This is a genomic window from Nocardioides sp. TF02-7 (genome assembly GCF_022437945.1).
Classification (GTDB): domain Bacteria; phylum Actinomycetota; class Actinomycetes; order Propionibacteriales; family Nocardioidaceae; genus Nocardioides.
Genome location: NZ_CP092535.1, coordinates 1,638,077 through 1,659,324 on the forward strand (window position 1 = coordinate 1,638,077; position 21,248 = coordinate 1,659,324).

The 21,248-nt window shown below is 73.3% G+C and carries 19 protein-coding genes and 5 pseudogenes; 1 reads left to right on the plus strand and 23 read right to left on the minus strand.

All coding sequences use genetic code 11. The annotated features are described in order from the left end of the window. Positions 1-5 precede the first annotated feature (5 nt). The 7 genes and pseudogenes from MF408_RS08330 to MF408_RS08360 all read right to left on the minus strand — a co-directional run. Positions 6-1,637, minus strand: a complete 1,632-nt coding sequence (locus tag MF408_RS08330; protein ID WP_240251762.1) for an acyclic terpene utilization AtuA family protein — start codon at positions 1,635-1,637, stop codon at positions 6-8. 154 nt (positions 1,638-1,791) lie between these two features. Then, positions 1,792-2,937, minus strand: a pseudogene (locus MF408_RS08335) (TIGR03084 family metal-binding protein); the annotation flags it as partial. Positions 2,938-3,394: 457 nt separating this feature from the next. Continuing rightward, positions 3,395-5,650, minus strand: coding sequence for an FtsX-like permease family protein (locus MF408_RS08340; protein WP_240250978.1), 2,256 nt, complete (start codon positions 5,648-5,650; stop codon positions 3,395-3,397). Positions 5,651-5,652: 2 nt separating this feature from the next. After that, positions 5,653-6,189 (minus strand): hypothetical protein, encoded by a 537-nt coding sequence (locus MF408_RS08345; RefSeq protein ID WP_240250979.1) that lies wholly within the window; start codon positions 6,187-6,189, stop codon positions 5,653-5,655. Then, positions 6,186-6,905: pseudogene (locus MF408_RS08350) on the minus strand (ABC transporter ATP-binding protein). The gene MF408_RS08345 and the pseudogene MF408_RS08350 overlap by 4 nt, the downstream one beginning before the upstream one ends. Beyond that, the gene (locus MF408_RS08355) at positions 6,902-7,342 is read right to left on the minus strand and encodes a hypothetical protein (protein ID WP_240251764.1); all 441 of its coding nucleotides are present in this window, start codon (positions 7,340-7,342) and stop codon (positions 6,902-6,904) included. The pseudogene MF408_RS08350 and the gene MF408_RS08355 overlap by 4 nt, the downstream one beginning before the upstream one ends. A 139-nt stretch (positions 7,343-7,481) precedes the next feature. Then, positions 7,482-7,652 (minus strand): annotated as a pseudogene (locus tag MF408_RS08360) (helix-turn-helix transcriptional regulator); the annotation flags it as partial. A gap of 167 nt (positions 7,653-7,819) precedes the next feature. On the opposite strand from MF408_RS08360, the gene MF408_RS08365 reads away from it, so the two are divergent. After that, on the plus strand, positions 7,820-8,608 hold the full coding sequence (locus MF408_RS08365; RefSeq protein WP_240250980.1) for an SDR family oxidoreductase: 789 nt from the start codon (positions 7,820-7,822) through the stop codon (positions 8,606-8,608). Positions 8,609-8,715: 107 nt separating this feature from the next. Here MF408_RS08365 and MF408_RS08370 read toward each other — a convergent pair whose 3' ends face one another. From MF408_RS08370 to MF408_RS08435, 16 genes and pseudogenes are all read right to left on the minus strand, one after another. Further along, the gene (locus MF408_RS08370; protein ID WP_240250981.1) at positions 8,716-8,859 is read right to left on the minus strand and encodes a hypothetical protein; all 144 of its coding nucleotides are present in this window, start codon (positions 8,857-8,859) and stop codon (positions 8,716-8,718) included. 34 nt (positions 8,860-8,893) lie between these two features. Beyond that, positions 8,894-9,373 (minus strand): annotated as a pseudogene (locus MF408_RS26795) (phosphoglycerate mutase family protein); the annotation flags it as partial. A gap of 22 nt (positions 9,374-9,395) precedes the next feature. Then, positions 9,396-10,319, minus strand: a complete 924-nt coding sequence (locus tag MF408_RS08375) for a phosphotransferase family protein (RefSeq protein ID WP_240250982.1) — start codon at positions 10,317-10,319, stop codon at positions 9,396-9,398. Beyond that, entirely contained in the window at positions 10,240-10,467 is a 228-nt protein-coding gene (locus MF408_RS08380) for a hypothetical protein (protein ID WP_240250983.1), read from the minus strand. The genes MF408_RS08375 and MF408_RS08380 overlap by 80 nt, the downstream gene beginning before the upstream one ends. Then, complete coding sequence (locus MF408_RS08385; protein WP_240250984.1) at positions 10,464-11,240, minus strand: SDR family NAD(P)-dependent oxidoreductase; 777 nt, start codon at positions 11,238-11,240, stop codon at positions 10,464-10,466. Before MF408_RS08385 ends, MF408_RS08380 begins: the two co-directional genes overlap by 4 nt. Before the next feature lie 9 nt (positions 11,241-11,249). Beyond that, entirely contained in the window at positions 11,250-12,818 is a 1,569-nt protein-coding gene (locus MF408_RS08390) for a CoA-acylating methylmalonate-semialdehyde dehydrogenase (RefSeq protein ID WP_240250985.1), read from the minus strand. Between the two features lie 69 nt (positions 12,819-12,887). Beyond that, complete coding sequence (locus MF408_RS08395; protein WP_240250986.1) at positions 12,888-14,162, minus strand: aspartate aminotransferase family protein; 1,275 nt, start codon at positions 14,160-14,162, stop codon at positions 12,888-12,890. 47 nt (positions 14,163-14,209) lie between these two features. Beyond that, positions 14,210-15,343, minus strand: coding sequence for an ABC transporter substrate-binding protein (locus MF408_RS08400; protein ID WP_240250987.1), 1,134 nt, complete (start codon positions 15,341-15,343; stop codon positions 14,210-14,212). 29 nt (positions 15,344-15,372) lie between these two features. Further along, entirely contained in the window at positions 15,373-16,152 is a 780-nt protein-coding gene (locus tag MF408_RS08405; RefSeq protein WP_240250988.1) for an ABC transporter permease subunit, read from the minus strand. Next, a complete protein-coding gene (locus tag MF408_RS25170; protein WP_275693454.1) occupies positions 16,152-16,574 on the minus strand; it encodes an ATP-binding cassette domain-containing protein in 423 nt (140 codons plus the stop codon). The genes MF408_RS08405 and MF408_RS25170 overlap by 1 nt, the downstream gene beginning before the upstream one ends. Then, the gene (locus MF408_RS25175) at positions 16,472-16,954 is read right to left on the minus strand and encodes an ATP-binding cassette domain-containing protein (RefSeq protein WP_275693374.1); all 483 of its coding nucleotides are present in this window, start codon (positions 16,952-16,954) and stop codon (positions 16,472-16,474) included. The genes MF408_RS25170 and MF408_RS25175 overlap by 103 nt, the downstream gene beginning before the upstream one ends. A gap of 334 nt (positions 16,955-17,288) precedes the next feature. Beyond that, a pseudogene (locus tag MF408_RS26800) lies at positions 17,289-17,507 on the minus strand (ABC transporter permease); the annotation flags it as partial. Next, a complete protein-coding gene (locus MF408_RS08420) occupies positions 17,438-18,340 on the minus strand; it encodes an LLM class flavin-dependent oxidoreductase (protein ID WP_240250990.1) in 903 nt (300 codons plus the stop codon). The pseudogene MF408_RS26800 and the gene MF408_RS08420, both read right to left, overlap by 70 nt. Further along, on the minus strand, positions 18,277-18,867 hold the full coding sequence (locus MF408_RS08425; RefSeq protein WP_240250991.1) for a TIGR03842 family LLM class F420-dependent oxidoreductase: 591 nt from the start codon (positions 18,865-18,867) through the stop codon (positions 18,277-18,279). Before MF408_RS08425 ends, MF408_RS08420 begins: the two co-directional genes overlap by 64 nt. Before the next feature lie 20 nt (positions 18,868-18,887). Beyond that, the gene (gene hydA / locus MF408_RS08430; RefSeq protein WP_240250992.1) at positions 18,888-20,315 is read right to left on the minus strand and encodes a dihydropyrimidinase; all 1,428 of its coding nucleotides are present in this window, start codon (positions 20,313-20,315) and stop codon (positions 18,888-18,890) included. Positions 20,316-20,326: 11 nt separating this feature from the next. Next, a complete protein-coding gene (locus MF408_RS08435) occupies positions 20,327-21,175 on the minus strand; it encodes a nitrilase-related carbon-nitrogen hydrolase (protein WP_345893879.1) in 849 nt (282 codons plus the stop codon). Positions 21,176-21,248: the final 73 nt, after the last annotated feature.

Below are 21,248 nucleotides of genomic sequence, written 5' to 3' on the forward strand. Positions count from 1 at the left end.
CCCACTCACCGAGGCCCTTGGCCTGCGGGTCGAAAGCGGGTGGACGCGGCGACCCCGTCGCCGAGCAGCCCGTGGATGACGACGTTGACCGCGCCGAGGTTGGGCAGCACGTAGACGTCGACGTCGAGGTCGGCCGCCTCGGGGACGAGCTCGCGGACCTTGCGGGGGCTCATCAGCTTGGCGAGCCACTGCACCCGCGCGTCGTACTTCGGCGACCCGTCGTGCTCGACCCAGAGGCCCAGGTTGGCGTCGCCGCCCTTGTCGCCGGAGCGGGCGTGGACGAACGTGCCGAGCGGCATCCGCCGGGTGATCGTGTCCGCGGGCGCCGGGTAGGGGCTGGGGCGCCGGCCGAGGTCGGGGTCGAGGTCGTCGGGGGCGGACTGCTCGAGGAAGTCCGTGGGGTCGGCGATCGTCTCCCGCGTGCCGTCGTGGTGGACGACGGTGTGCGCCACCCGGGACCGGTCGACGTACTCCGGCCGGTAGACGCCGAACGGCGACGGCTTCTGCGGCGGGGTGGTCATCGTGAAGCCGGGGTACGACGCCAGCGCGAGCTCGACGGCGGGGCCGGTGAACGGCTTGCCGAGCGGGTCGGGCGCCGGGTCCTTGCCGATGCAGCGCAGCAGGACCGACGCGCCCTCCTCGGTGTCGGCGTCGCCGGCGCGGACGGGGGTGCGGGTCCAGACCACCTCTGCGGCGGTGAACCGGCCCTCGAGCTGGCTGCGCACCCACTCCGCCTTGGCGTCGAGGTCGAGGCCGGTGAGAACGAACTCCATCTGGTTGCGGTAGCCGCCCAGGGTGTTGACGGCGACCTTGAGCCGCTCCGGCGGCGGGGCGCCGGTGACGCCGCTGATCGCGACCCGGTCGGGGCCGTCCTGCCGCAGCCGGACGGTGTCGAGCCGGGTGGTGACGTCGGGGTTGAGGTAGCGCGTGGACTGGATCTCGTAGAGCAGCTGTGCGGTGACCGTGTCGACGGTGACCGCGCCGCCGGTGCCGGCGTGCTTGGTGATCACGCTGCTGCCGTCGGCCGCGACCTCGGCGACCGGGAAGCCGAGCGGCTCGTCCATCGCCATGCCGGCCGCGAACAGGGAGCGGAAGCCGGAGAAGTTGCCCCCGGTGGCCTGGGTGCCGCACTCGATGACGTGGCCCGCGACGACCGCGCCGGCGAGCCGGTCGTGGTCGGCGGGTGTCCAGCCGTGGTGGGCGACCGCCGGGCCGACCACGAGGGAGGCGTCGGTGACCCGCCCGGTGACCACGACGTCGGCGCCCTTGGTGAGGGCCGCGGCGATGCCGAAGCCGCCGAGGTAGGCGTTGGCGGTCAGCGCTCCCTCGAAGAGCCCCGCCTCGCGGAGGTCGTCGCCCTCCACGTGGGCGACCTTCGCGTCGAGGCCGAGCCGCGCGGCGAGCTCGCGGACCTTCCCGGCGAGGCCCGCGGGGTTGAGCCCGCCGGCGTTGCTGACGATCCTCGCGCCCTTGTCGAGCGCGAGGCCGAGGGTGTCCTCGAGCTGGCGCAGGAACGTGCGGGCATAGCCGAGCTCGGCGTCGCGGAGAGTGTCCATGCCGAGGATGAGCATGGTCAGCTCGGCGAGGTAGTCGCCGGTCACGACGTCGACCTCGCCGCCCTCGAGCTGCTCGCGCAGGGCGGTGAGGCGGTCGCCGTAGAACCCCCGAGCAGTTGGCGATCCGGATCGGGGCGGTCACCGGGCGTGCTCCGCGGTCGCGGCGCGGGGGAGCCCGGCCGGCGCCGGGCGGGCCGGCGAAGGCCTGCGCGATCCGCAGCCAGGTCTCCGCGTCGGTCCCGACGGCGACCAGGTCGGTGTCGTCGCGGTGGACCCGCTGGGTGACCAGGCGGCAGAAGTCGTACGCCGGCCCGGTCACCCGCTGCGCGGCGGCGTCGGGTCCCCACGCCCAGGTGTCGCCGCTCGGGGCGGTGAGCTCGACGCGGAACTCCTCCGCCGGCGGGTCGAGCTCGCGGGTGACGAACGCGAAGTCGCGGGTGCGGACGCCGAGGTGGGCGACGTGGCGGATCCGGTCGTCGGGCTCGGTGCGGACCCCGAGCGCCTCGTGGACGTCGAGGGAGTGGGCCCAGGTCTCCATGAACCGGGCGGTCGCCATCGACGCCGGCGCCATCGGCGGGCCGAACCACGGCATCCGCTGCCCGTCGGGGTAGCCGCGGAGGGCGTCGGCGAGCGCGGACCGCGCGGCGTCCCAGCGCGGGAGCAGCTCGGCGGGCGGCAGCTCCGCGAGCGCGAGGGCGCCCTTGTCGACGTAGCGGTGCGGGTCGTCGATGGCCTGCAGCACCACCGCGTCCCAAGCCTGCTTGCCCTCCTCGGACAGCAGCGCGCCCGCGGCGAGGACGGCGACCTCGTCGGTCCACAGCAGGTGCGCCACCTGGGTGGCGACGGTCCAGCCCGGCGCCGGGGTCGGCGTCTGCCAGCCCTTGTCTGCTGGGTCGGCTGGGTCTGCTGCGCCGGCTGGGTCGGGCAGGTCGGCGACCGTCCGGCGCAGCCGGTCGCCCTCGGCCCGCAGGTCGTCGAGCACCTCGTCGAGCACGCTCACCGGTCCGCTCCCCTCCGTCGTGGTCTTGGTGGCCGTCCTGGTCGTCCCTGTCGTCGTGGTCTTCGTGTCGTCGGCGCGCAGCGCCTCGTCGAGGGTGCGGGCCCACTCGTCGAGGATCCGGCGTCGGCGGGCGGTGTCGTCGCCGAGGGTGGCGGCGAGACCGAGGCCGCGCACCAGGTCGAGCGTCGCCTGCACCAGCTCGCGCACGCCCGGTCGCGACTCGTCGGCGCCGAGCAGCTGCACGGTCACCCGGTGGGTCTCGCGGCCGACCCGCTGCTCCAGCGGCGCGACGACCTCCAGCAGCGTCGGGTCGGTGCGCGCCGCGACCCACAGCTCGAGGGCGGCGGTGAAGACGGGCGAGGCGAAGTGCTCGCCCAGCATGTCGAGGACCGCGCGGGTGCGCTGCCGTCCCGCGGGGAGCCGGGCGGCGGCGGCCTCGAGCTCCGCGCCCCGCTTGTCGGTCACGTGGGCCACGGCGGCGACGACCAGGTCGTTCTTCGTCGGGAAGTGGTGCAGCTGCGCACCCCGGCTCACCCCCGCCCGCTGCGACACGAGCGTGGTCGTCGTACCGCTGAACCCCCCGCTCCACCAGCAGCTCCACCGTCGCGTCCATCAGCCGCGCCCGCATCGCCCGCGTCCGCTCCTCCTGCGGGACGCGGGTCGCTGCGGTGGTCACCGCGCCAGCATGGCCGGTCAGAAACAAACAGTCAAGCCTGTCTGTAACTGGGTTGAATCGGGTGTCGTGGTGGGTCGAGTCGGGCCTCGTGGTCGGTCGAATCGGGCCTCGTGGCGGGTCGAATCGGGTGTCGTGGTTGGTCGAATCGGGCCTCGTGGCGGGTCACTCCCGCCGCAGGTTCATCAAGGGATGTCGGCGAGTCGGCGCTTCCCACGGTGGGTACGCCGTGGGAGGCGCAGGTTCACCGACATACCGTGATGAATCTGCGCCTCCTGCGGCCCCCTGAGTCCCCAGCCGTACGCCCAGCCCCGTCACTCCGCCCGGGCCGCCAGCGGCAGCCGCCCGCGCGCACAGGCGCCGACGGCCGCGGCGGTGAGGAGCGGGAGGCCGACGACGACCGCGCCGACGAGCAGCCACGGCACGTCGACGGTCGTGAGCCCGGTCTCCGCCTCCCGCGTGAGCGGCCGGCTCACGGCGAGCCCGGGGATGAACCCGACGGGCGCGCCGAGGAGCGCCCCGACCAGCCCCACCACCAGGGCGTACGCCGCCGCGACCGCGCGCCGCGTCCGGGGCGGCGCGCCGACCGCGCTCATCGTCGCGAGGTCGGGGCGGGCGTCGGAGAGGGGTGAGGAAGGTGGCGGTGAGGGTGCCGCCGAGCATGAGCACGGCACCGAGGGCGGCGAGCACCCACTGGGCGATGCGCACCGCGGGGTCGGGCACGTAGCCGCGCTCGACGTAGAAGTAGCCGGCGGTCGGCAGGGCGGCGAAGGCCTCGGTGAGGTCGGTCTCGGCGTCCTCGCTGACCGGGCCGGGCGTGACGAGCGCGGTCGTGGTGGTCGGCACGCGGAGCTGCTCCACCAGCGCCGGTGCGACCAGCGAAGCGATCGGCGGCATCGGCTCCTCGACCGCGACCACGACGGCGGGCCGGTCGGCGCGGGTGCGCCCGGCGACCTGGCCGGCGTCGTCGTACCGCTCGGCGACCACGGTCACCTCGTCGACCTCGACGGCCGGCGCCGCGTCGTCGGCGCCGCGGAGCAGCACGACGCCGCCGGCCGCGAGCATCTCCTCGGCGCGTTCCTGGTCGCCCGCCGCCAGGGCGACGTACGGCGGCACGTCCGGGGCGACGACGTGGGCGGTGCCCACCGAGCCCCAGTAGGCGAAGGCGAGCTGCTCGCCGTCGGTGCGGAAGAGCAGGTCGGTCCACCGGTCGTCGGTCGACGCGAGGCCGGTGACCGGGTGCAGCTCGGCGCCGGGCAGCCGGTCCGACAGCACCTCGGCGACGTCGTCCTCGGCGGCGGCGGTCTCCATGACCGCCACCGAGGCCCACCCGTCCGGCAGCTGGGCCGCGTAGCCGCGCTCGTCGCCGGCCTCCTGGCTCGACACCGCGATCCCGAGGGCCACCACGCCGGCGACGGTCGCGCCGACGGCCGCGACGGCGGGCACGGTGCGGGTGCGGTGCCGGGCGGCGTCGCGCGCCGCGAACCGCAGCGCGAGCGGGAGCCGGTCGGCCATCCTCCCGACGGCCGTCACCGTGACCGGCACCAGGAGGATCATGCCGACGACGGCGACGATCGCCGCGCCGGCGATCAGCGGTGCCCCGGGCCCGCGTTGCAGGGCGCCGGCGGTCGCCGCGCCGATGCCGACCAGCAGCAGGACCGCGCCGAGCACCGGCGACCGGTGCGACGGCCGCCCCTCTCCCCGGCGGCCACCGAGCACGGCCACCACGTCCTGCCGGGAGGCTGAGTACGCCGGCACGATCGCCGCCAGCACCGCGGAGACCAGTCCGAAGCCGGCCACCAGCGCGAGCAGCGGCCACGGCACCTCGAACGGCCCGAACGCGGTGTCGTCGAGCCGTTGCGCCAGCGGCAGCGCGAGCCGCCCGACGAGCACGCCGAGCGCGACACCGACGACGCCGCCGACGGCGCCGACCACGACGCCCGAGGCCAGCACCGTACGACGGGCCTGACGGGGGTGCCTCCGGCCGCGGCGACCAGGGCGAGGGCATGGGCTTGTGCCTTGGCGCGGACGGCGAACGCCGGGCCGGCGAGGAGCACCACCTCGAGCAGCACCATCGTGCCGATCAGGGCGAGCACCGTCAGCGCGGCGTCGTCGGCCGGCTGCTCGAGCTCCCGGATCTCGGCCGGCAGCGCCGAGTCGGGCGGCGGGTCGGTGAGCACCGCGCGGGAGGTGACGAGCGCGCCGAGCGCGTTGAGCGCCCGGACGTCGTCCCACGTCACCGGTCCGCCGCCGACGAGCCAGGAGCGGGTGTCGCTCGGGTCCCCGGCGTCGGGGGACGATCCGGCCGTCGGGGCCGGGCGAGACGCCGGCGGCGGGGTAGCCGTGCGCGGCGGCGCTCTCGGCGATGCCGACGATCTCCAGGTCGAACCGGTGCTGCCCGTCGTCGTCCTCCCGGACCACCGTCAGGGAGTCGCCGAGTCCCGGTCCGCGCTCGGTGAGCGCGCGGTTGACGACGACCTCGCCGGGACCGGGTGGGTACTTCCCTCGACGGGGCGGAACAGGCCGTCGGTGAGCGGGTCGGCGAGGTCGGCGACCACCACCTCGGCGTCCGCGGCGCCGCGGTCGGTCTCGAAGAACAGCCACTCGCGGGCGATCGGGGTGACCGGCCGGTCCTCGCCGAGGGCCGCGCGCAGCCGCGCGAGCGGCAGTGGGTCACGACGTTCCTCGCCGACCCAGCTCGACACGTCCAGCGGGTCGAAGGCCTGGACCACCCGCTCGCTGTCGGTGGCCTCGACGAGGGCGTCGGCCGCGCCCATCCGGCGCTCGACGCTCTCGGCGGCGGAGACGTCGGAGGTGCGCCACACGACCGCGGCGGCCGTGACCGCTGCGACGGGCAGGCAGATCAGCGCGAGCATCAGGAGGCTCTGGGCCTTGCGGCGCCAGGCCTCGCGGCGGGCGAGGCGGAGGGCGACCCGCCAGCCGCCGGTGGCGGCGCTCATCGAGCGGTCGGCTCGGCGAGCAGGTCGACCGGCGCGGCGCCGGTCTCGTCGACGACCCGGCCGTCGCGCAGGAAGACGATCCGATCTGCCCAGGCCGCGTGCCGCGCCTCGTGGGTCACGAGCACGCCGGCCGCCCCGGCGTCGCAGCGGGCGCGCAGCAGCCGCAGGATCTCCTCCCCGTCTCGGTGTCGAGGGCGCCCGTCGGCTCGTCGGCGAGGATCAGGCGGCGCTCGCCGACGACGGCCCGCGCGATCGCGACCCGCTGCTGCTGGCCGCCGGACATGTCGTCGGGGAACCGGTCGGCGAGGTCGCCGATCCCGACCTCCTCCAGCGCCCGCCGGGCCTCGCCCCGGGCGCGCCGCGCCGGCACGCCGTCGAGCTCGCGCGGGAGCGCGACGTTCTCGGCGGCCGTCAGCGCGGGGATCAGGTTGAACCCCTGGAACACGTAGCCGAGCGACGTCCGGCGCAGCGCCGCCCGGCCCTGCTGGTCGAGCCCGCCGAGGTCGTGCCCCTCCACCCGCACGGTGCCGGTGGTCGGGGGTGTCGAGGCCGCCGGCGATCGTCAGCAAGGTCGACTTGCCGGACCCCGACGGCCCCATCACGGCCACCAGCTCGCCGGCGTGGGCCTGGAACGAGACGCCGCGAAGGGCATGCACCTCCGTCGCGCCCGTGCCGTGGACACGGGTGACGTCGACCATCTCGAGGACCGCGGTCATCGGGCCACCTCCTCGGCGGGGACAGGGTGGGCGGCGCGGACGCCGGTCCCCACCAGCGGCGCCGTCGCGGACGTCGTACGCCGGAGCCGGTCGCGCGCGTCGGCGAGCCAGCGGCGCTCGGCGCGGTCGAGGCGGCCGGCGTGGTCGAGGATTCCGTCGGTCATCGGGCGCTCCGCTCCTGGTCGGCGGCCGGTGCCGTCGCCGGCGCCGCCGCGGAGCGGTCGGGAGGCCGCTCGGCGCAGCCGCGCCTCGCAGTGGTCGAGCCAGCGCACCTCCGCCTCGGCGCCGAAGACGAGGGAGTCGAGCACCAGGCTCCAGGCGAGGTCGTCGGGGTCGGTGCCCGTCGCCTGCCGCTTGAGGCGGGTGTAGTCCTGGAGGGCGGCCATCGTCGCGCTCCGCTGCTGCTGGATGACGGTGCCGACGTCGACGCCCGGCACGGTGACGGCGAGCGCGAGCTTGATCGCCAGCTCGTCCCGCGGGGGGCTGGGTGCGCGCGACCGGGGTGGTGAACCAGGTCGCCACCTCCTCCCGGCCGGCGTCGGTGATCCGGTAGATCACGTGGCCGCCGTCGTCCTGGCCCTCGCCGGCCACCAGGCCGTCGCGCTCGAGGCGGGTCAGCGTCGTGTAGACCTGCCCCACGTTGAGCGGCCAGGTGGTGCCCGTGCGCTGCTCGAACTCGACCCGGAGCTGGTAGCCGTACTTCGGCTCCTGCTCCAGCAGCGCCAGCAGCGCGTGCTTCACCGACATCGACGTCTCCTCGTCCTCTGCATACTCGGTATGGCCACTATATACCCGATATGCACAGGCCGCCACGCGGCCGGATTCGACACGCCACGACACCCGATTCGACACACCACGACACCCGATTCGACACACCACGAGGGCCGATTCGACGGTCTGCGACACTCACCGGCATGGCGAAGACGATCCTGGTCACCGGCGCGTCGAGCGGGCTGGGGGCGGAGATGGCCCGCCAGCTGGCGGCGAAGGGGCACGACCTGGCGCTGTGCGCCCGGCGGACCGAGCGGCTGGAGGAGCTGCGGGCGGAGATCGAGAGCGCCCACGGCGGGCGGGTGGCGGTGCGGTCGCTCGACGTCACCGACCACGCGGCGGTGTTCGAGACGTTCCGGTCGTTCCGCGACGAGCTCGGCCGGCTCGACCGGGTCGTCGTCAACGCCGGGCTGGGCAAGGGTGCCCGGCTCGGCACCGGCCGGTTCGACGCCAACCTCGAGACCGCGATGACCAACTTCGTCGGTGCGCTCGCCCAGACCGAGGCCACGATGGAGATCTTCCGCGCCCAGGAGGCCGGGCACCTCGTCATGGTGTCGTCGATGTCGGCGATGCGCGGCATGCCGAGCTCGATGACGACGTACGCCGCCACGAAGGCCGCCGTCGCCCACCTCGCGGAGGGCCTGCGCACCGAGCTCCACGGCTCCCGGCTGCACGGCAAGGTGAAGGTGACCGTGCTCTACCCCGGCTACATCCGCTCGGAGATGAACGAGCAGGTCGAGCAGTCGACCCCGCTGATGGTCTCGACCGAGAAGGGCGTGCGGGGCGATGGTCGCCGCCATGGAGAAGGAGGTCGCCGACGCGTGCGTGCCGCAGCTGCCGTGGTCGGTGCTGGCGCCGGTGATGAAGCACGCGCCGCTGCCCGTGCTCAAGCGGCTGATCTGAGGCGCTACGGGCGGCGCCGCAGGAGGTAGAAGACCGCCGCCACCACGAGCAGCACCACCAGGATCAGCAGGATCGTCCTCATGCGCTCCTGGTACCCACCCGAACCGCTTTCGAGCCGCTCCGGGCGCACAGGCCGCTAGCGGTAGGTCACCAGGTCGCGCGGGAGGTGCGGGTGCTCGTTGAACGTCAGCAGCCGGGCACCGGTGGCGCCCACGATCACCTTGGTGACCGACGTGTTGGCGACGACCGTGTTGAACCGGCCCCAGACGTGGCCGAGCACCGTCGGGTCGCCGGGCGGGGGCGACGAGGGCGGCGGCGACCGCTGCGACGACGCCGCCGGAGGTGACCACCAGCGTCGGGCCGGGCCGCTCGGCGGCGCGCGCGAGCGCCCGGCGGGCGCGTGCGACGAACGCGTCGTAGGACTCGGGGTAGCCGTCGTCGTCGCCGCGGACCCAGCGGGCGGTGGCCCGCTCGAACAGCGCCTGGAACCCCCGGCGGTCGAGGTCGCCGCCGGGCAGCTCGGGGTGGCGGTCGATGACGGCGAGGTGGTCGAACTCGTCCCAGTCGGCGTCGACCCCGGCGGTCGCGGCCCAGCCGGCCCCGTCGGCGATCGCCGCCCAGGTCTCGCGGTGGCGACGGAGGCCGCCGTGCAGGACGGTGGCCGGCGGGTCACCCTCCGCGGCGAGCCGGCGGCCGAGCACGCGGCCCTGCTCCCAGCCGGTCGGCGACAGGACGTCGTAGTCGTCGGCACCGAACGACGCCTGGCCGTGCCGGACGAGCAGCAGCAGTCCCACGGTCGCAGCCCCTCAGCAGCCGTCAGCCGGCGATCAGCGACCGGCAGCGACGCTCGAGGTAGCCGACCGCGGGACCGAACACGGCGTACGCCTCGTTGGTCGTCTGCCGGTGGAAGTAGCGGTACCAGATCTGCTGGGCGATCACGGCGAGCCGGAACAGGCCGAACACCTCGTAGAACCGCCACTCCCGCGCGGTGAGGTCGATGCCCGCCGCGCGGCAGTAGTAGTCGACGAGCTCGTCGCGGCTCCACATCCCCGGCGTCGTCGTCGGCTGCCGGCGGAACATGAGGAAGAACTCGTCGTCCTGCTCCTCCACCCAGTAGGCCATCGCGCCGCCGAGGTCCATCAGCGGGTCGCCGACCGTGGACAGCTCCCAGTCGAGGAGCGCCACGATCCTGACGTCGCGGCCCGGGTCGCGGAGGCCGGCGGGGTCGAGGACCATGTTGTCGAAGCGGTAGTCGTTGTGGATCAGGCACTGCCCGACGTCGGCCGGCTGGTGCTGGTCGAGCCAGGCCACGACGTCGCTCCAGTCGCCGGTGTCGTCGGTGCGGGCGGCGGCGAAGCGCTTGGTCCAGCCGGCGACCTGGCGGGCGACGTAGCCCTCGCCCCGGCCGAGCGCCCGCAGGTCGGGCACCTCCGCCACGTCGACGGAGTGCAGGTCCACCAGGGTGTCCGCGGCCGCGCGGCACAGCGCCGACACCCGGTCCGGCGCGACCTCGAACGGCAGCTCCTTGCGCGGGATCACCCCCGGCACCCGCTCCATCACGTAGAGCTCGCTGCCGATCGGGCTCTCGTCCTCGGCGGCGTACGCGACCATCGTCGGCACCTGCGGGAAGACCGGGGCCAGCGCGGCCTGGATCCGGTACTCACGGCTCATGTCGTGAGCCCCCTTCGCCTTGGTGCCCGCGGGCGGTCGGCGCAGGATCAGCTCCGGCCCGGTCTCCATCCGCAGGAGGTAGGTCAGGTTGGAGGCGCCGCCGGGGGAACTGCCGCACCTCCGCCACCGGCCCGCGGTCGAGCCACCGCTCGACGGCCCCGACGTCGAACGCGTCCTCGGCGCGCACCGGCCGGCTCTCGTCCACTGCCTCGCTCACTCCGCCTCCTCCTGGGTGCCCAGCTGCTCCAGCTTGCGGGCCTGGTCGCGCAGCAACGCGTCGTAGGCCGCGCGGTCGCCGACCTTGAGGTCGTACGCCGCCCGCGCGGCCGGGTCGGGCAGGATCACCTCGTCGCCGCGGTCGAGGCCGTCGAGCACGGCGGCGGCGATCTCCTCGGCCCCGAGCGGGGCCTGCTCCACGAGCTGGGTCATCACCGTCGTCAGCGCGGTGTCACGGCCCCGGGCGCGGGTCATCAGCCCGGTCCGGAAGTACGACGGGCACACCACGTGCGCGGTGATGCCGTGGGCGGCGAGCTCGTGCCCGGTCGTCTCCGTGAGCGCGACCACCGCTGCCTTGACCGCGTTGTAGGACGCCATCCCGGCCGGGTGGACGAGCCCCGCCAACGAGGCGACGTTGACGATGCGACCGCTGCGCTGCCGCTTGAGCAGCGGGACGAACGTCGCCGTGCCGCGGACCGCGCCGAACAGGTTGATGTCGGTGATCCACCGCCACTCGTCGATGCCGGCGACGTCGAGCCGGCCGCCGCCAGCGACGCCGGCGTTGTTGACGAGCACGTCGAGCCCGCCCCAGGTGCGCTCCACGTGCTCGCGGGCCGCGACCCAGTCGGCGTCGCTGGTCACGTCGAGCCGCAGCCCGCCGTCCACCGGCTCCCGGTCGGTGCGCAGCACCTGCGCGCCGCGCGCCTCGTAGGCGTCGGCGAGCGCCGCCCCCAGCCCGGCGGAGGCACCGGTGACGAGGACGCGTTCGGGCACGAGGGGACTCTAGCGACGAGGTCCCACCGGCGGTGGCCGGCCCGTCGGCCGGCCACCGCCGCCCCCTACTGAGGTGTCCCCTGCCTCAGGTGTTCTGGGGAAGCCCAGGTTGAGGCCCCCGTGCGAGGGGTCGAGCCAGCGGCTGGTGACCGCCTTCTCCCGGGTGAAGAAGTCGACCCCCTGCGGGCCGTAGGCCTTGGCGTCGCCGAAGATCGAGGCCTTGTAGCCGCCGAAGGAGTGGTAGGCGACCGGCACCGGGATCGGCACGTTGATGCCGACCATGCCGACTTCGACCTCGCGCTGGAAGCGGCGCGCGGCGCCGCCGTCGTTGGTGAAGATCGCGGTGCCGTTGCCGTAGGGGCCGGCGTTGATGATCTCGACGCCCTCGGCGTAGGACGACACCCGCACCACCGACAGCACCGGGCCGAAGATCTCGTCGGTGTAGACCTTCGAGCCGGTCGGGACGCGGTCGACGAGCGTGGGGCCGAGCCAGAAACCCTCGGCGGCGCCGTCGAACTGCGCCTCCCGGCCGTCGACCACGACGGTGGCGCCGTCGTCGGTGGCGAGGTCGATGTAGCCGGCGACCTTGTCGCGGTGCTCGCGGGTGATCAGCGGGCCCATGTCGCAGCCCTTGCGGCCGTCGCCGGTGACGAGCTTGCCCATCCGGTCGCGGATCTTCTCGACCAGCTCGTCGCCGACCGGGTCGACCGCGAGCACGACGGAGATCGCCATGCACCGCTCGCCGGCGGAGCCGAACCCCGCGTTGACCGCGGAGTCGGCGACCAGGTCGAGGTCGGCGTCGGGCAGGACCAGCATGTGGTTCTTGGCGCCGCCGAGCGCCTGCACCCGCTTGCCGTGGGCGGTGGCGGTCTCGTAGACGTGCTTCGCGATCGGCGTCGAGCCGACGAACGATACCGCGGCGACGTCGGGGTGGGTGAGCAGCGCGTCGACGGCGACCTTGTCGCCGTGGACCACGTTGAACACCCCGTCGGGCAGCCCGGCCTCCTGGAGCAGCGCGGCCATCCAGTTGGCCGCCGACGGGTCCTTCTCGCTCGGCTTGAGCACGACGGCGTTGCCGGCCGCGATCGCGATCGGGAAGAACCACATCGGCACCATGGCCGGGAAGTTGAACGGGCTGATGACGCCGACCACGCCGAGCGGCTCCTTGACGGAGTAGACGTCGACGTCGGTCGACACGTTCGGGGAGAACGCGCCCTTCGCCAGGTGCGGCATCCCGCAGGCGAACTCGACGACCTCGAGCCCGCGGGCGATCTCGCCGGCGGCGTCGGAGAGCACCTTGCCGTGCTCGGCGGTCAGGATGGCGGCGAGCTCGTCCTTGCGGGCGTTGAGCAGCTCGCGGAAGCCGAACAGCACCTGCTGGCGCCGGGCGGTCGACGAGCGGCCCCAGTCGGCGAAGGCCTCGCGGGCGGCGGCGACGGCGCGGGCGACGTCGTCGGCGGAGCCGTAGCGGACCTCCTTGGCGACCACGCCGAGGGCGGGGTCGTAGACGGGGCCGGTGCGGTCGGAGCTGCCGGCGTCGGGCCGGCCGGCGATCCAGTGGTCGAGTACGTCGGTCATGGGTTCCTCACTTCGTCGGGGGTCGTCACAGGAGGCCGAGGACCTCGTCGTACGTCGCCAGCGCCTCGGTCACCTCGTCCTCGGTGACCACGCACGGCGGGACGACGTGGATCCGGTTGTCGGCCACGAGGGCACCAGCCCGCGCTCGACGAGCGCGGCCTTGGCCTTGCCCACGAGCTCGGGGGGCAGCGGCTGGCGGGTGTCGGGGTCGGCGACGAGCTCGATCGCCCAGAAGACGCCGGTGCCGCGCACCTCGCCGACGACGTCGTGCTTGGCGGCGAGCCGCTGGAGCCCCGGGCCGAGCAGGTCGGCGCCGATCCGTGCCGCGTGCTCGACGATGCCCTCGCTCTCCATGGCGTCGATGGAGGCGACGATCGACGCCGCGGCGAGCGGGTGCCCGCTGTAGGTGAGGCCGCCGGGGAACACGCGCTCGTCGAACGTCGCCGCGATCGGGTCGCTGATGATGACGCCGCCCACGGGCACGTAGCCGGAGTTGACGCCCTTCGCGAACGTGATCAGGTCGGGCACGACGTCGTGCGCCGTGTGGGCGAACCAGTCGCCCGTGCGGCCGAACCCGGCCATCACCTCGTCGAGGATCAGCACGATGCCGAGGTCGTCGGCGATCTCGCGGGCGCCGCGCAGGTAGCCCGGCGGCGGGACGAGGACGCCCGCGGTGCCGGGGATCGACTCGAGCAGGATCGCGGCCACGCTGGCGGGGCCCTCGGCCTCGATCACCCGGCGGAGGTGGTGGAGGGCGCGCTCGCACTCCTCCTCCGGGGTGGTCGCCCAGAACTCCGAGCGGTAGAGGTAGGGGCCGAACACGTGAACGTGGCCGCGGGCGTACTCGTTGGGCACCCGGCGCCAGTCGCCGGTCGCGGTGATCGCCGCGCCCGTGTTGCCGTGGTAGGAGCGGTACGTCGACACCACCTTGTCGCGCCCGGTGTGGAGCCGCGCCATCCGGATCGCGTTCTCGACCGCGTCGGCGCCGCCGTTGGTGAAGAACACCTTGTCCAGGCCCTCTGGGGCCTTCGCTGCGATCCGGCGGGCCGCCTCGCCCCGGGTGAGGTTGGCGGTCGCCGGGCCGATGGTCGCCAGCGTCGCCGCCTGCTCCCGGATCGCCTCGACGACCTTGGGGTGCTGGTGGCCGATGTTGACGTTGACCAGCTGGCTGGAGAAGTCGAGGTAGGTGCGACCGGAGTGGTCCCACACCTTCGCCCCCTGGCCGCCGGCGACGACCAGCGGCGACAGCGCCCCCTGGGCGCTCCACGAGTGGAAGACGTGCGCGCGGTCGAGCTCGAGGGTGCGCGCGTCGAGGTCGGCGCCGGCGCCGGCCGGGTCGGTCATGATTGCTCCTTCGTTCGTCCGTGGTCGGGAGGTCCCACGATCCTCGTCTAGTTGCCGCCCTCGTTGAGGGTGACCTCGATCGGCTCGAAGTCCGCGCCGACGGTGTCGACCTCGTCCCCGAGCTCCTCGATGGCCTGCTCGACGTACTCGTTGGTGTAGGCCGAGTCGGACGGCTCCTCCGTGATCAGTCTCTGACCCTGCTCGTTCACCGCGGCCAGCGCCCCCTCCACCGTCTGGTTCCACGCGGCCTCGTCGATGACGCCGATCCCGTTCTCGGCCGGCCAGATCAGCTTGTTGGTCTCGTTGGCCATCCACAGCTCGTGGCTCGGGCCCCAGCTCGACCCGGCGGCGAGGGTGATGTCGGCGCCCTGCTGCGGGTCGTCGCGCACGAACGCCCAGCCCTTGATGACCGCCTTGAGGAACGCGACCGTCGTCTCCTGGTAGTCCTCGTCCTCCAGCCGCTCGGTGTCGGCCCAGATCGCGTCCTGGAGCATGGCGCCCTCGGTGTCCTCGTAGGAGATCACGTTGAAGTCCTCGGGCTGGTAGAGGTCGCCGGTGTCCGGGTCCACGGTCTCGAGCAGCTGGGCGTACTCGTTGTAGGTCATCGCCTGCGCGGCGTCGATGTCGCCCTGGAGGAAGGCGTTCATGTTGAAGTCCTGGGTGACGATCTCGACCGAGGTGGAGTCGAGGCCCTCGGCGGCCATCGCGGCGAAGATCTCCCACTCGTTGCCGAACCCCCACGACCCGATCCGCTGGCCCTCGAAGTCGGCGACGGACTCGATGTCGGAGTCGGCCCACGAGACCTGCAGGGTGCCGGAGCGCTGGAAGATCTGCGCGACGTTGGTGAGCTCGGCGCCCTGCTCGATCGAGCCGAGCACCTTCGGCACCCAGGCGATGGCGAAGTCGACGTCGCCGGCGGCGAGCGCGTCCTGGGGGACGATGTCGCCGCCCGAGGGGATGATCTCGACCTCGAGCCCCTCCTCCTCGAAGAAGCCCTGCTCGACGGCCGCGTAGTAGCCGGCGAACTGTGCCTGCGGCAGCCACTGCAGCTGGAGCCGGACCTGGGTGGTGTCGCTGCCGGAGGCGCCGCCACCGTCGTCGTCGGAGCAGGACGCCAGCATCGGCGCGACCGCCACGGCGACCGCTCCTGTCGCGAGCACGCGACGGATTCGGTTGTTCATCTGGTTCCTTTCGAGGGTGGTGTGCCGGTTCACCGGAGCGCCCCTGCCGGCAGTCGACGCTGGACCGTCTGCTCCAGCAGCGCGGCGACGACGAAGGCGACGAGGCCGAGGACGATGGCCGCGACGACGTAGGCCCACGCGCGGGCGTAGGCGCTGGTCGCGGCCGAGGTGGAGATGAACGCACCGAGACCGCCCCGGGGTCCTCCGAAGTACTCCGCCACGAGCGCCGAGATCACCGCGAGCGAGCTGGCGACCCGGACACCGGTCAGCACGTACGGCGCGGCGGAGGGCAGCGTCAGCCGGCGGAAGGTCTGCCACCCGGAGGCGGCATAGCTGCGCATCAGGTCGCGGTGCAGCGGTGTGGTCTGCCGCAGTCCCCGCAGGGTGTTGAGGAAGACCGGGACGAAGGCGGCCAGCGCGGCGATCGCGCGGCGTCCGTACTGGTTGTCGGCGCCGAACATCGAGTTAAGCACCGGCGCGAGGGCCACGATGGGGACGACGGCGACACCGGCGACCACCGGTGCGAGCATCCCGTCGACCCACCGTGCCCAGGCGGCGACCGCCGCGAGCACGACTCCCAGCACCGCCCCGACCACCAGCCCGGCGAGGGAGTTGCCCCCGGTGATCCAGGTGGCCTCGCGGATGGCCGCCGAGTTCTCGCGCAGCTCGGTCCAGATCTCCGCGGGGCTGGGCAGCAGGTACTCCGAGACGCCGACGACCGAGACGAGCAGCTGCCAGACCGCCAACCCGGCGACGCCGACGACGACGGGTGCGGCGACCCGGGCAGCGCGCGCCGTCGACGGAGCCATCAGCGGCCCTCCAGCGCCGGCGAGCGGACCGGACTGCCGTGGAGCGCCTCGCGCACCTCGGTCACCTTGTCGAAGAACGCCGGCGACTCCCGCAGCGCCTCGTCGCGCCGCTCGTCCCGGCCGAACCCGGTCGTCACCATCGCCGTGATCCGGCCCGGGCGCGCGGACATCACCACCACCCGGTCGGCGAGGAAGACGGCCTCGGGGATCGAGTGGGTGACGAACACGACGGCAGCGCCGGTCTCGACCCGGATCCGCGCCAGCTCGGTCTGCATCCGCTCGCGGGTCATCTCGTCGAGCGCACCGAACGGCTCGTCCATCAGCAGCAACCGCGGTCGTTCGGCGAGCGCACGCGCGATCGCGACCCGCTGCTGCATGCCGCCGGACAGCTGGTCGGGGTGCCGGTCGGCGAAGTCCTCCAGGCCGACGAGCGCCGCGAGCTCGGCCACCCGGGCGCGGCGCTGCGTCCGTCCGACCCCGTGGATCTCCAGGGGCAGGGGCGATGTTGGCGGCCACCGTGCGCCAGGGCAGCAGCCCGGCCTGCTGGAAGGCGATGCCGTAGTCCTGGTCGGCGCGCGCCTGCCGAGGCCGTCTTGCCGAAGACCTCGACCGAACCCGACGTGGGCTCGTCGAGGTCGGCGACCAGCCGCATCAGGGTCGACTTGCCGCAGCCCGAAGGGCCGATCAACGACACGAACTCGCCGTCCGCGACCGTGAGGTCGACGTCGTCGAGCGCCCGCACCTCCCCCTTGCGGGTCGCGAACGTCTTGGTGACCCCGGTGACCCGGACCGCCTCCTGCATCAGACCGCCTCTCCTCGTCGGTAGTTGCGCAGCACCACGCCCAACGCGCCGACCACGCCGGCCGCGACCAGCCCCAGGGCGACCGCACCGAAGATCGGGGCCCACGCCTTGGCAGGGTCTCCCGACGCCTGGCCGGCGTAGGACACCAGCAGCCGGCCGACGCCGTCGAGGTAGCCGGTGGACACCTCGGCCACCACCGTCCCGACCACCGCGCTGGCCGCGCCCAGCCGCAGCGCCGGCAGCAGGTAGGGCACGGCGGCCGGCACCCGCAGCTGAGCAACGTGTGCCGGTGGCCGGCGGCGTAGCTGCGCAGCAGCTCGGTGTGGATCCGCTCGGGCGACTGCAGCCCCTTCAGCGCGCCGATCGCGACCGGGAAGAACGCCAGGTAGCTGGCGATCACCGCGACGGAGAGCCACGGCGGCCACTCCCAGCCGCCGATCTCGATCCGCGAGCCCCAGCTGCGCACCACCGGCGCGAACGCGATCAGCGGCACGGTCTGGCTGAGCACGATCCACGGCAGCAGGCCCCACTCCGCGAGCCGCACCCGCTGCATGAGCAGCGCCAGCGCCAGCCCGACCGTCGTGCCGACCAGCCAGCCGACCGCGGCGATCCCGAGCGACACCACGGTCGCGTCGAGGACCACGCGCCACAGCGGGTCGGCGCCGGCCAGGCTGGTGACCGGCTCCGTGATCCGGGTGAGCATGTCCCAGACGTGCGGCATCGCGAGGTCGGTGGTGCGCGGGAGCACCCGGTCGTCGCCGACCACGACGCCGTCGTCGGGGCCGAGGGCCTTGTAGGCCTCCCACACGCCGGCGACGGCCACCAGCCCGAGGACGCCGAGGAGCACGGCGCGCAGCCGCGGCAGCCAGCCGGTCGTCGTCCGCACGGGCTACGCCTTGGCGACCACGTGCTCGCGGAGCAGCGGCATGACCGACTCGCCGTAGACGCGCAGCGTCTCCCTCCCTTGTTGTCGTGCTGGAGGTAGATCGCGAACTGGTCGACACCGATGGCCTTGAGCTCCATCAGCTTGCGCACGTGCTGCTCGGCCGTGCCGAGGATGCAGAACCGGTCGACGACCTCGTCCGGGACGAACTGGACGTGGTCGTTGTCGGCCCGGCCGTGGGTGTTGTAGTCGTAGCCGGTGCGGCCCTTGATGTAGTCGATCAGCACGCGCGGGAACTCGGCGTCCTCGCCGTGCTTGGACACGATGTCGGCGATGTGGTTGCCCACCATCCCGCCGAACCAGCGGGTCTGGTCGCGCATGTGCGCGACCGACGACGGGGTGTCGTCGCCGACGTACGCCGGCGCGGCCACGCAGAACGTCAGCGCGTCGGGGGTCGCGCCCCCGCGGCGGCGGCCGCCTCGCGCACCTTGCCGATCATCCACCGGGCCACGTCGACGTCGGCCAGCTGGAGGATGAACCCGTCGCCGACCTCGCCGGCCGTCTTGAGCGCCAGCGGCCCGTACGCCGCCACCCACACCTCGAGCGACGACGTACGCGCCCACGGGAACTGCAGCTTGGACCCGTTGTGCTCGACCGGCCGACAGTTGGCGAGCTCGCGGATCACGTGGGTCGCCTCGCGGACCTCCCGCAGCGTCGTCGGGCGGCCGTTGAGCACCCGGACCGCCGAGTCGCCGCGGCCGATGCCGCAGACGGTGCGGTTGCCGTACATCTCGTTGAGCGTCGCGAAGACCGACGCGGTGACGGTCCAGTCGCGGGTGGCCGGGTTGGTCACCATCGGGCCCACGACCACCCGGTTGGTCTCGGCGAGGATCGCCGAGTAGATGACGTACGGCTCCTGCCACAGCAGGTGGGAGTCGAAGGTCCACACGTAGTCGAACCCGTGCTCCTCGGCCTGCTTGGCGAGGCCGACCGTCCGCCAGGCCGGCGGGGTTCGTCTGCAGGACGACACCGAAGTCCATCTCTCCCCCCTCAGACCAGGTACTGCGACAGGTCGCGCTCGAGGAACCGGCCGTGACCGGCCCGGCCCCGGAACTCGCCGTCCTCGACGAGGACGGTGCCGCGGGAGATCGTGACGTCGACGTGGCCGTCGATCTCGAACCCCTCCCACGCCGAGTGGTCCATGTTCATGTGGTGGGTCTTGCCGACGCCGATCGACGTGTGGCCCTGCGGGTCGTAGACGACGATGTCGGCGTCGGCGCCCGGCTGGATCACGCCCTTGCGGCCGTGGAGCCCGAACATCCGCGCCGGGGTGGTCGAGACCAGCTCCACCCACCGCGGCAGCGAGATCCGCCCGTCGACGACGCCCTGGTAGAGCAGGTCGACCCGGTGCTCGATCGAGCCGATCCCGTTGGGGATCGCGCGGAAGTCGTCCCTGCCCAGCTCCTTCTGGTCCTTCATGCAGAACGGGCAGTGGTCGGTCGACACCATCTGCAGGTCGTTGGTCCGCAGGCCCTGCCACATGGCCTCCAGGTGGCCCCTCCTCCTCGGAGCGGAGGGGGTCGAGCAGACCCACTTGGCGCCCTCGAAGTCGCCCCACTCCTCGCTGCGGGCGCCGAGGTTCTTCTCCAGCGAGAGGTAGAGGTACTGCGGGCAGGTCTCGCCGAAGACGTTCTTCCCGCGGTCACGGGCCCAAGCCACCTGCTCGACCGCCTGCTTCGCGCTCATGTGCACGATGTAGAGCGGCGCCCCGGTGAGGTCGGCGAGCATGATCGCCCGGTGGGTGGCCTCCTCCTCCATCTGCCACGCGCGGGCGACGCCGTGGTTGTACGGCGAGGTGCGGCCCGACTCCGCCAGCTGGGCGGCGAGCACGTCGATGGCCGGGCCGTTCTCGGCGTGCATCATCGTCAGCAGCCCGAGCTCGCGGGCCTTCTGCATCGCCCGCAGGATCTGCGCGTCGTCGCTGTAGAAGACGCCCGGGTAGGCCATGAACAGCTTGTAGGAGGTGATGCCCTCGTCGACCAGCCGCTCCATCGCCTTGAGCGCCTCGTCGTCGACGCCGCCGATGATCTGGTGGAAGCCGTAGTCGATCGCGCAGTTGCCGTCGGCCTTCTCGTGCCACGCGGCGAGGCCGTCCTCGACCCGCTCGCCGTAGCGCTGGACGGCGAAGTCGATGATCGACGTCGTGCCGCCCCAGGCCGCCGCGACGGTGCCGGTCTCGAACGTGTCGGACGCCTCGGTGCCGCCGAACGGCAGCTGCATGTGGGTGTGGGCGTCGATGCCGCCGGGGATCACGTACTTGCCGGTCGCGTCGATCACCCGGTCGGCCCGCAGGCCCACCGTCTCGGCCACGCCGGGCGCGAGCACCGCCGCGATCGTCTCGCCGTCGACGACCACGTCCGCGGCCGCCGTGCCGGTCGCGTTGACGACCGTGCCGTTCTCGATGATCAGGTCGGGCATCCGGGCTCCTCTCAGGGGCGGGCGATCGCGGTGTAGGAGTCGGGCCGGCGGTCGCGGTAGAACTGCCAGTCGTCGCGCATCTGCTGGACCATGTCCAGGTCGAGGTCGCGGACCAGCAGCTCCTCCTTCTCCGTCGAGCCGCGCTCGCCGACGAAGTTGCCGCGGGGGTCGATCACCTGGCTGGTGCCGTAGAAGTCGACCGCCTGGTCGCCGTACTCGTTGTCCTCCAGGCCGACCCGGTTGGGCTGGAGCACGAAGTAGCCGTTGGCGACGGCCGCACAGGGACCCTCGACCTCCCACAGCCGGTTGCTGAGGCCGGGCTTGGTGGCGTTGGGGTTGAAGACGAGGTGGGCGCCGGCCAGGCCGAGCTCGCGCCAGCCCTCGGGGAAGTGCCGGTCGTAGCAGATGTAGGCGCCGACCTTGCCGACCGCGGTGTCGAACACCGGGTAGCCCAGGTTGCCGGGACGGAAGTAGAACTTCTCCCAGAACTTGTCGAGGTTCGGGATGTGGTTCTTGCGGTACTTGCCCAGCACCGTGCCGTCGGCGTCGACCACGACCGCGGTGTTGTAGTAGACCCCGGTCTGGTCCTCCTCGTAGATCGGGAGCACCGTCACCATGCCGAGCTCCCTCGCGAGCGCGGCGAAGCGCTGCACGACCGGGCCGTCGGCGGGCTCGGCGTAGCGGTAGTACTTCTGGTCCTGGGTGATGCCGAAGTAGGGGCCGTAGAACAGCTCCTGGAAGCAGATCACCTGGGCGCCCTGGTCGGCCGCGTCGCGCGCGAACTGCTCGTGCTTGTCGAGCATCGACTCCTTGTCGCCGGTCCAGGTCGTCTGGCTGATGGCGGCTCGCACGATGGTCAACGTCCACCTCCGTCGGGATGGTGTCGGGATGGTGCGGGGGGGATCGGTGCCTGGCCGGACCCGGCAGGCAATA

Coding starts and splice junctions, on each gene's coding strand:
- MF408_RS08345 (WP_240250979.1), bottom strand. CDS start 6,189: ATGAGCGCCGCCACCGGCGGCTGGCGGGTCGCCCTCCGCCTCGCCCGC.
- MF408_RS08365 (WP_240250980.1), top strand. CDS start 7,820: ATGGCGAAGACGATCCTGGTCACCGGCGCGTCGAGCGGGCTGGGGGCG.
- MF408_RS08375 (WP_240250982.1), bottom strand. CDS start 10,319: ATGGAGACCGGGCCGGAGCTGATCCTGCGCCGACCGCCCGCGGGCACC.
- MF408_RS08390 (WP_240250985.1), bottom strand. CDS start 12,818: ATGACCGACGTACTCGACCACTGGATCGCCGGCCGGCCCGACGCCGGC.
- MF408_RS08395 (WP_240250986.1), bottom strand. CDS start 14,162: ATGACCGACCCGGCCGGCGCCGGCGCCGACCTCGACGCGCGCACCCTC.
- MF408_RS08400 (WP_240250987.1), bottom strand. CDS start 15,343: ATGAACAACCGAATCCGTCGCGTGCTCGCGACAGGAGCGGTCGCCGTG.
- MF408_RS08405 (WP_240250988.1), bottom strand. CDS start 16,152: ATGGCTCCGTCGACGGCGCGCGCTGCCCGGGTCGCCGCACCCGTCGTC.
- MF408_RS25175 (WP_275693374.1), bottom strand. CDS start 16,954: ATGCAGGAGGCGGTCCGGGTCACCGGGGTCACCAAGACGTTCGCGACC.
- hydA (WP_240250992.1), bottom strand. CDS start 20,315: ATGCCCGACCTGATCATCGAGAACGGCACGGTCGTCAACGCGACCGGC.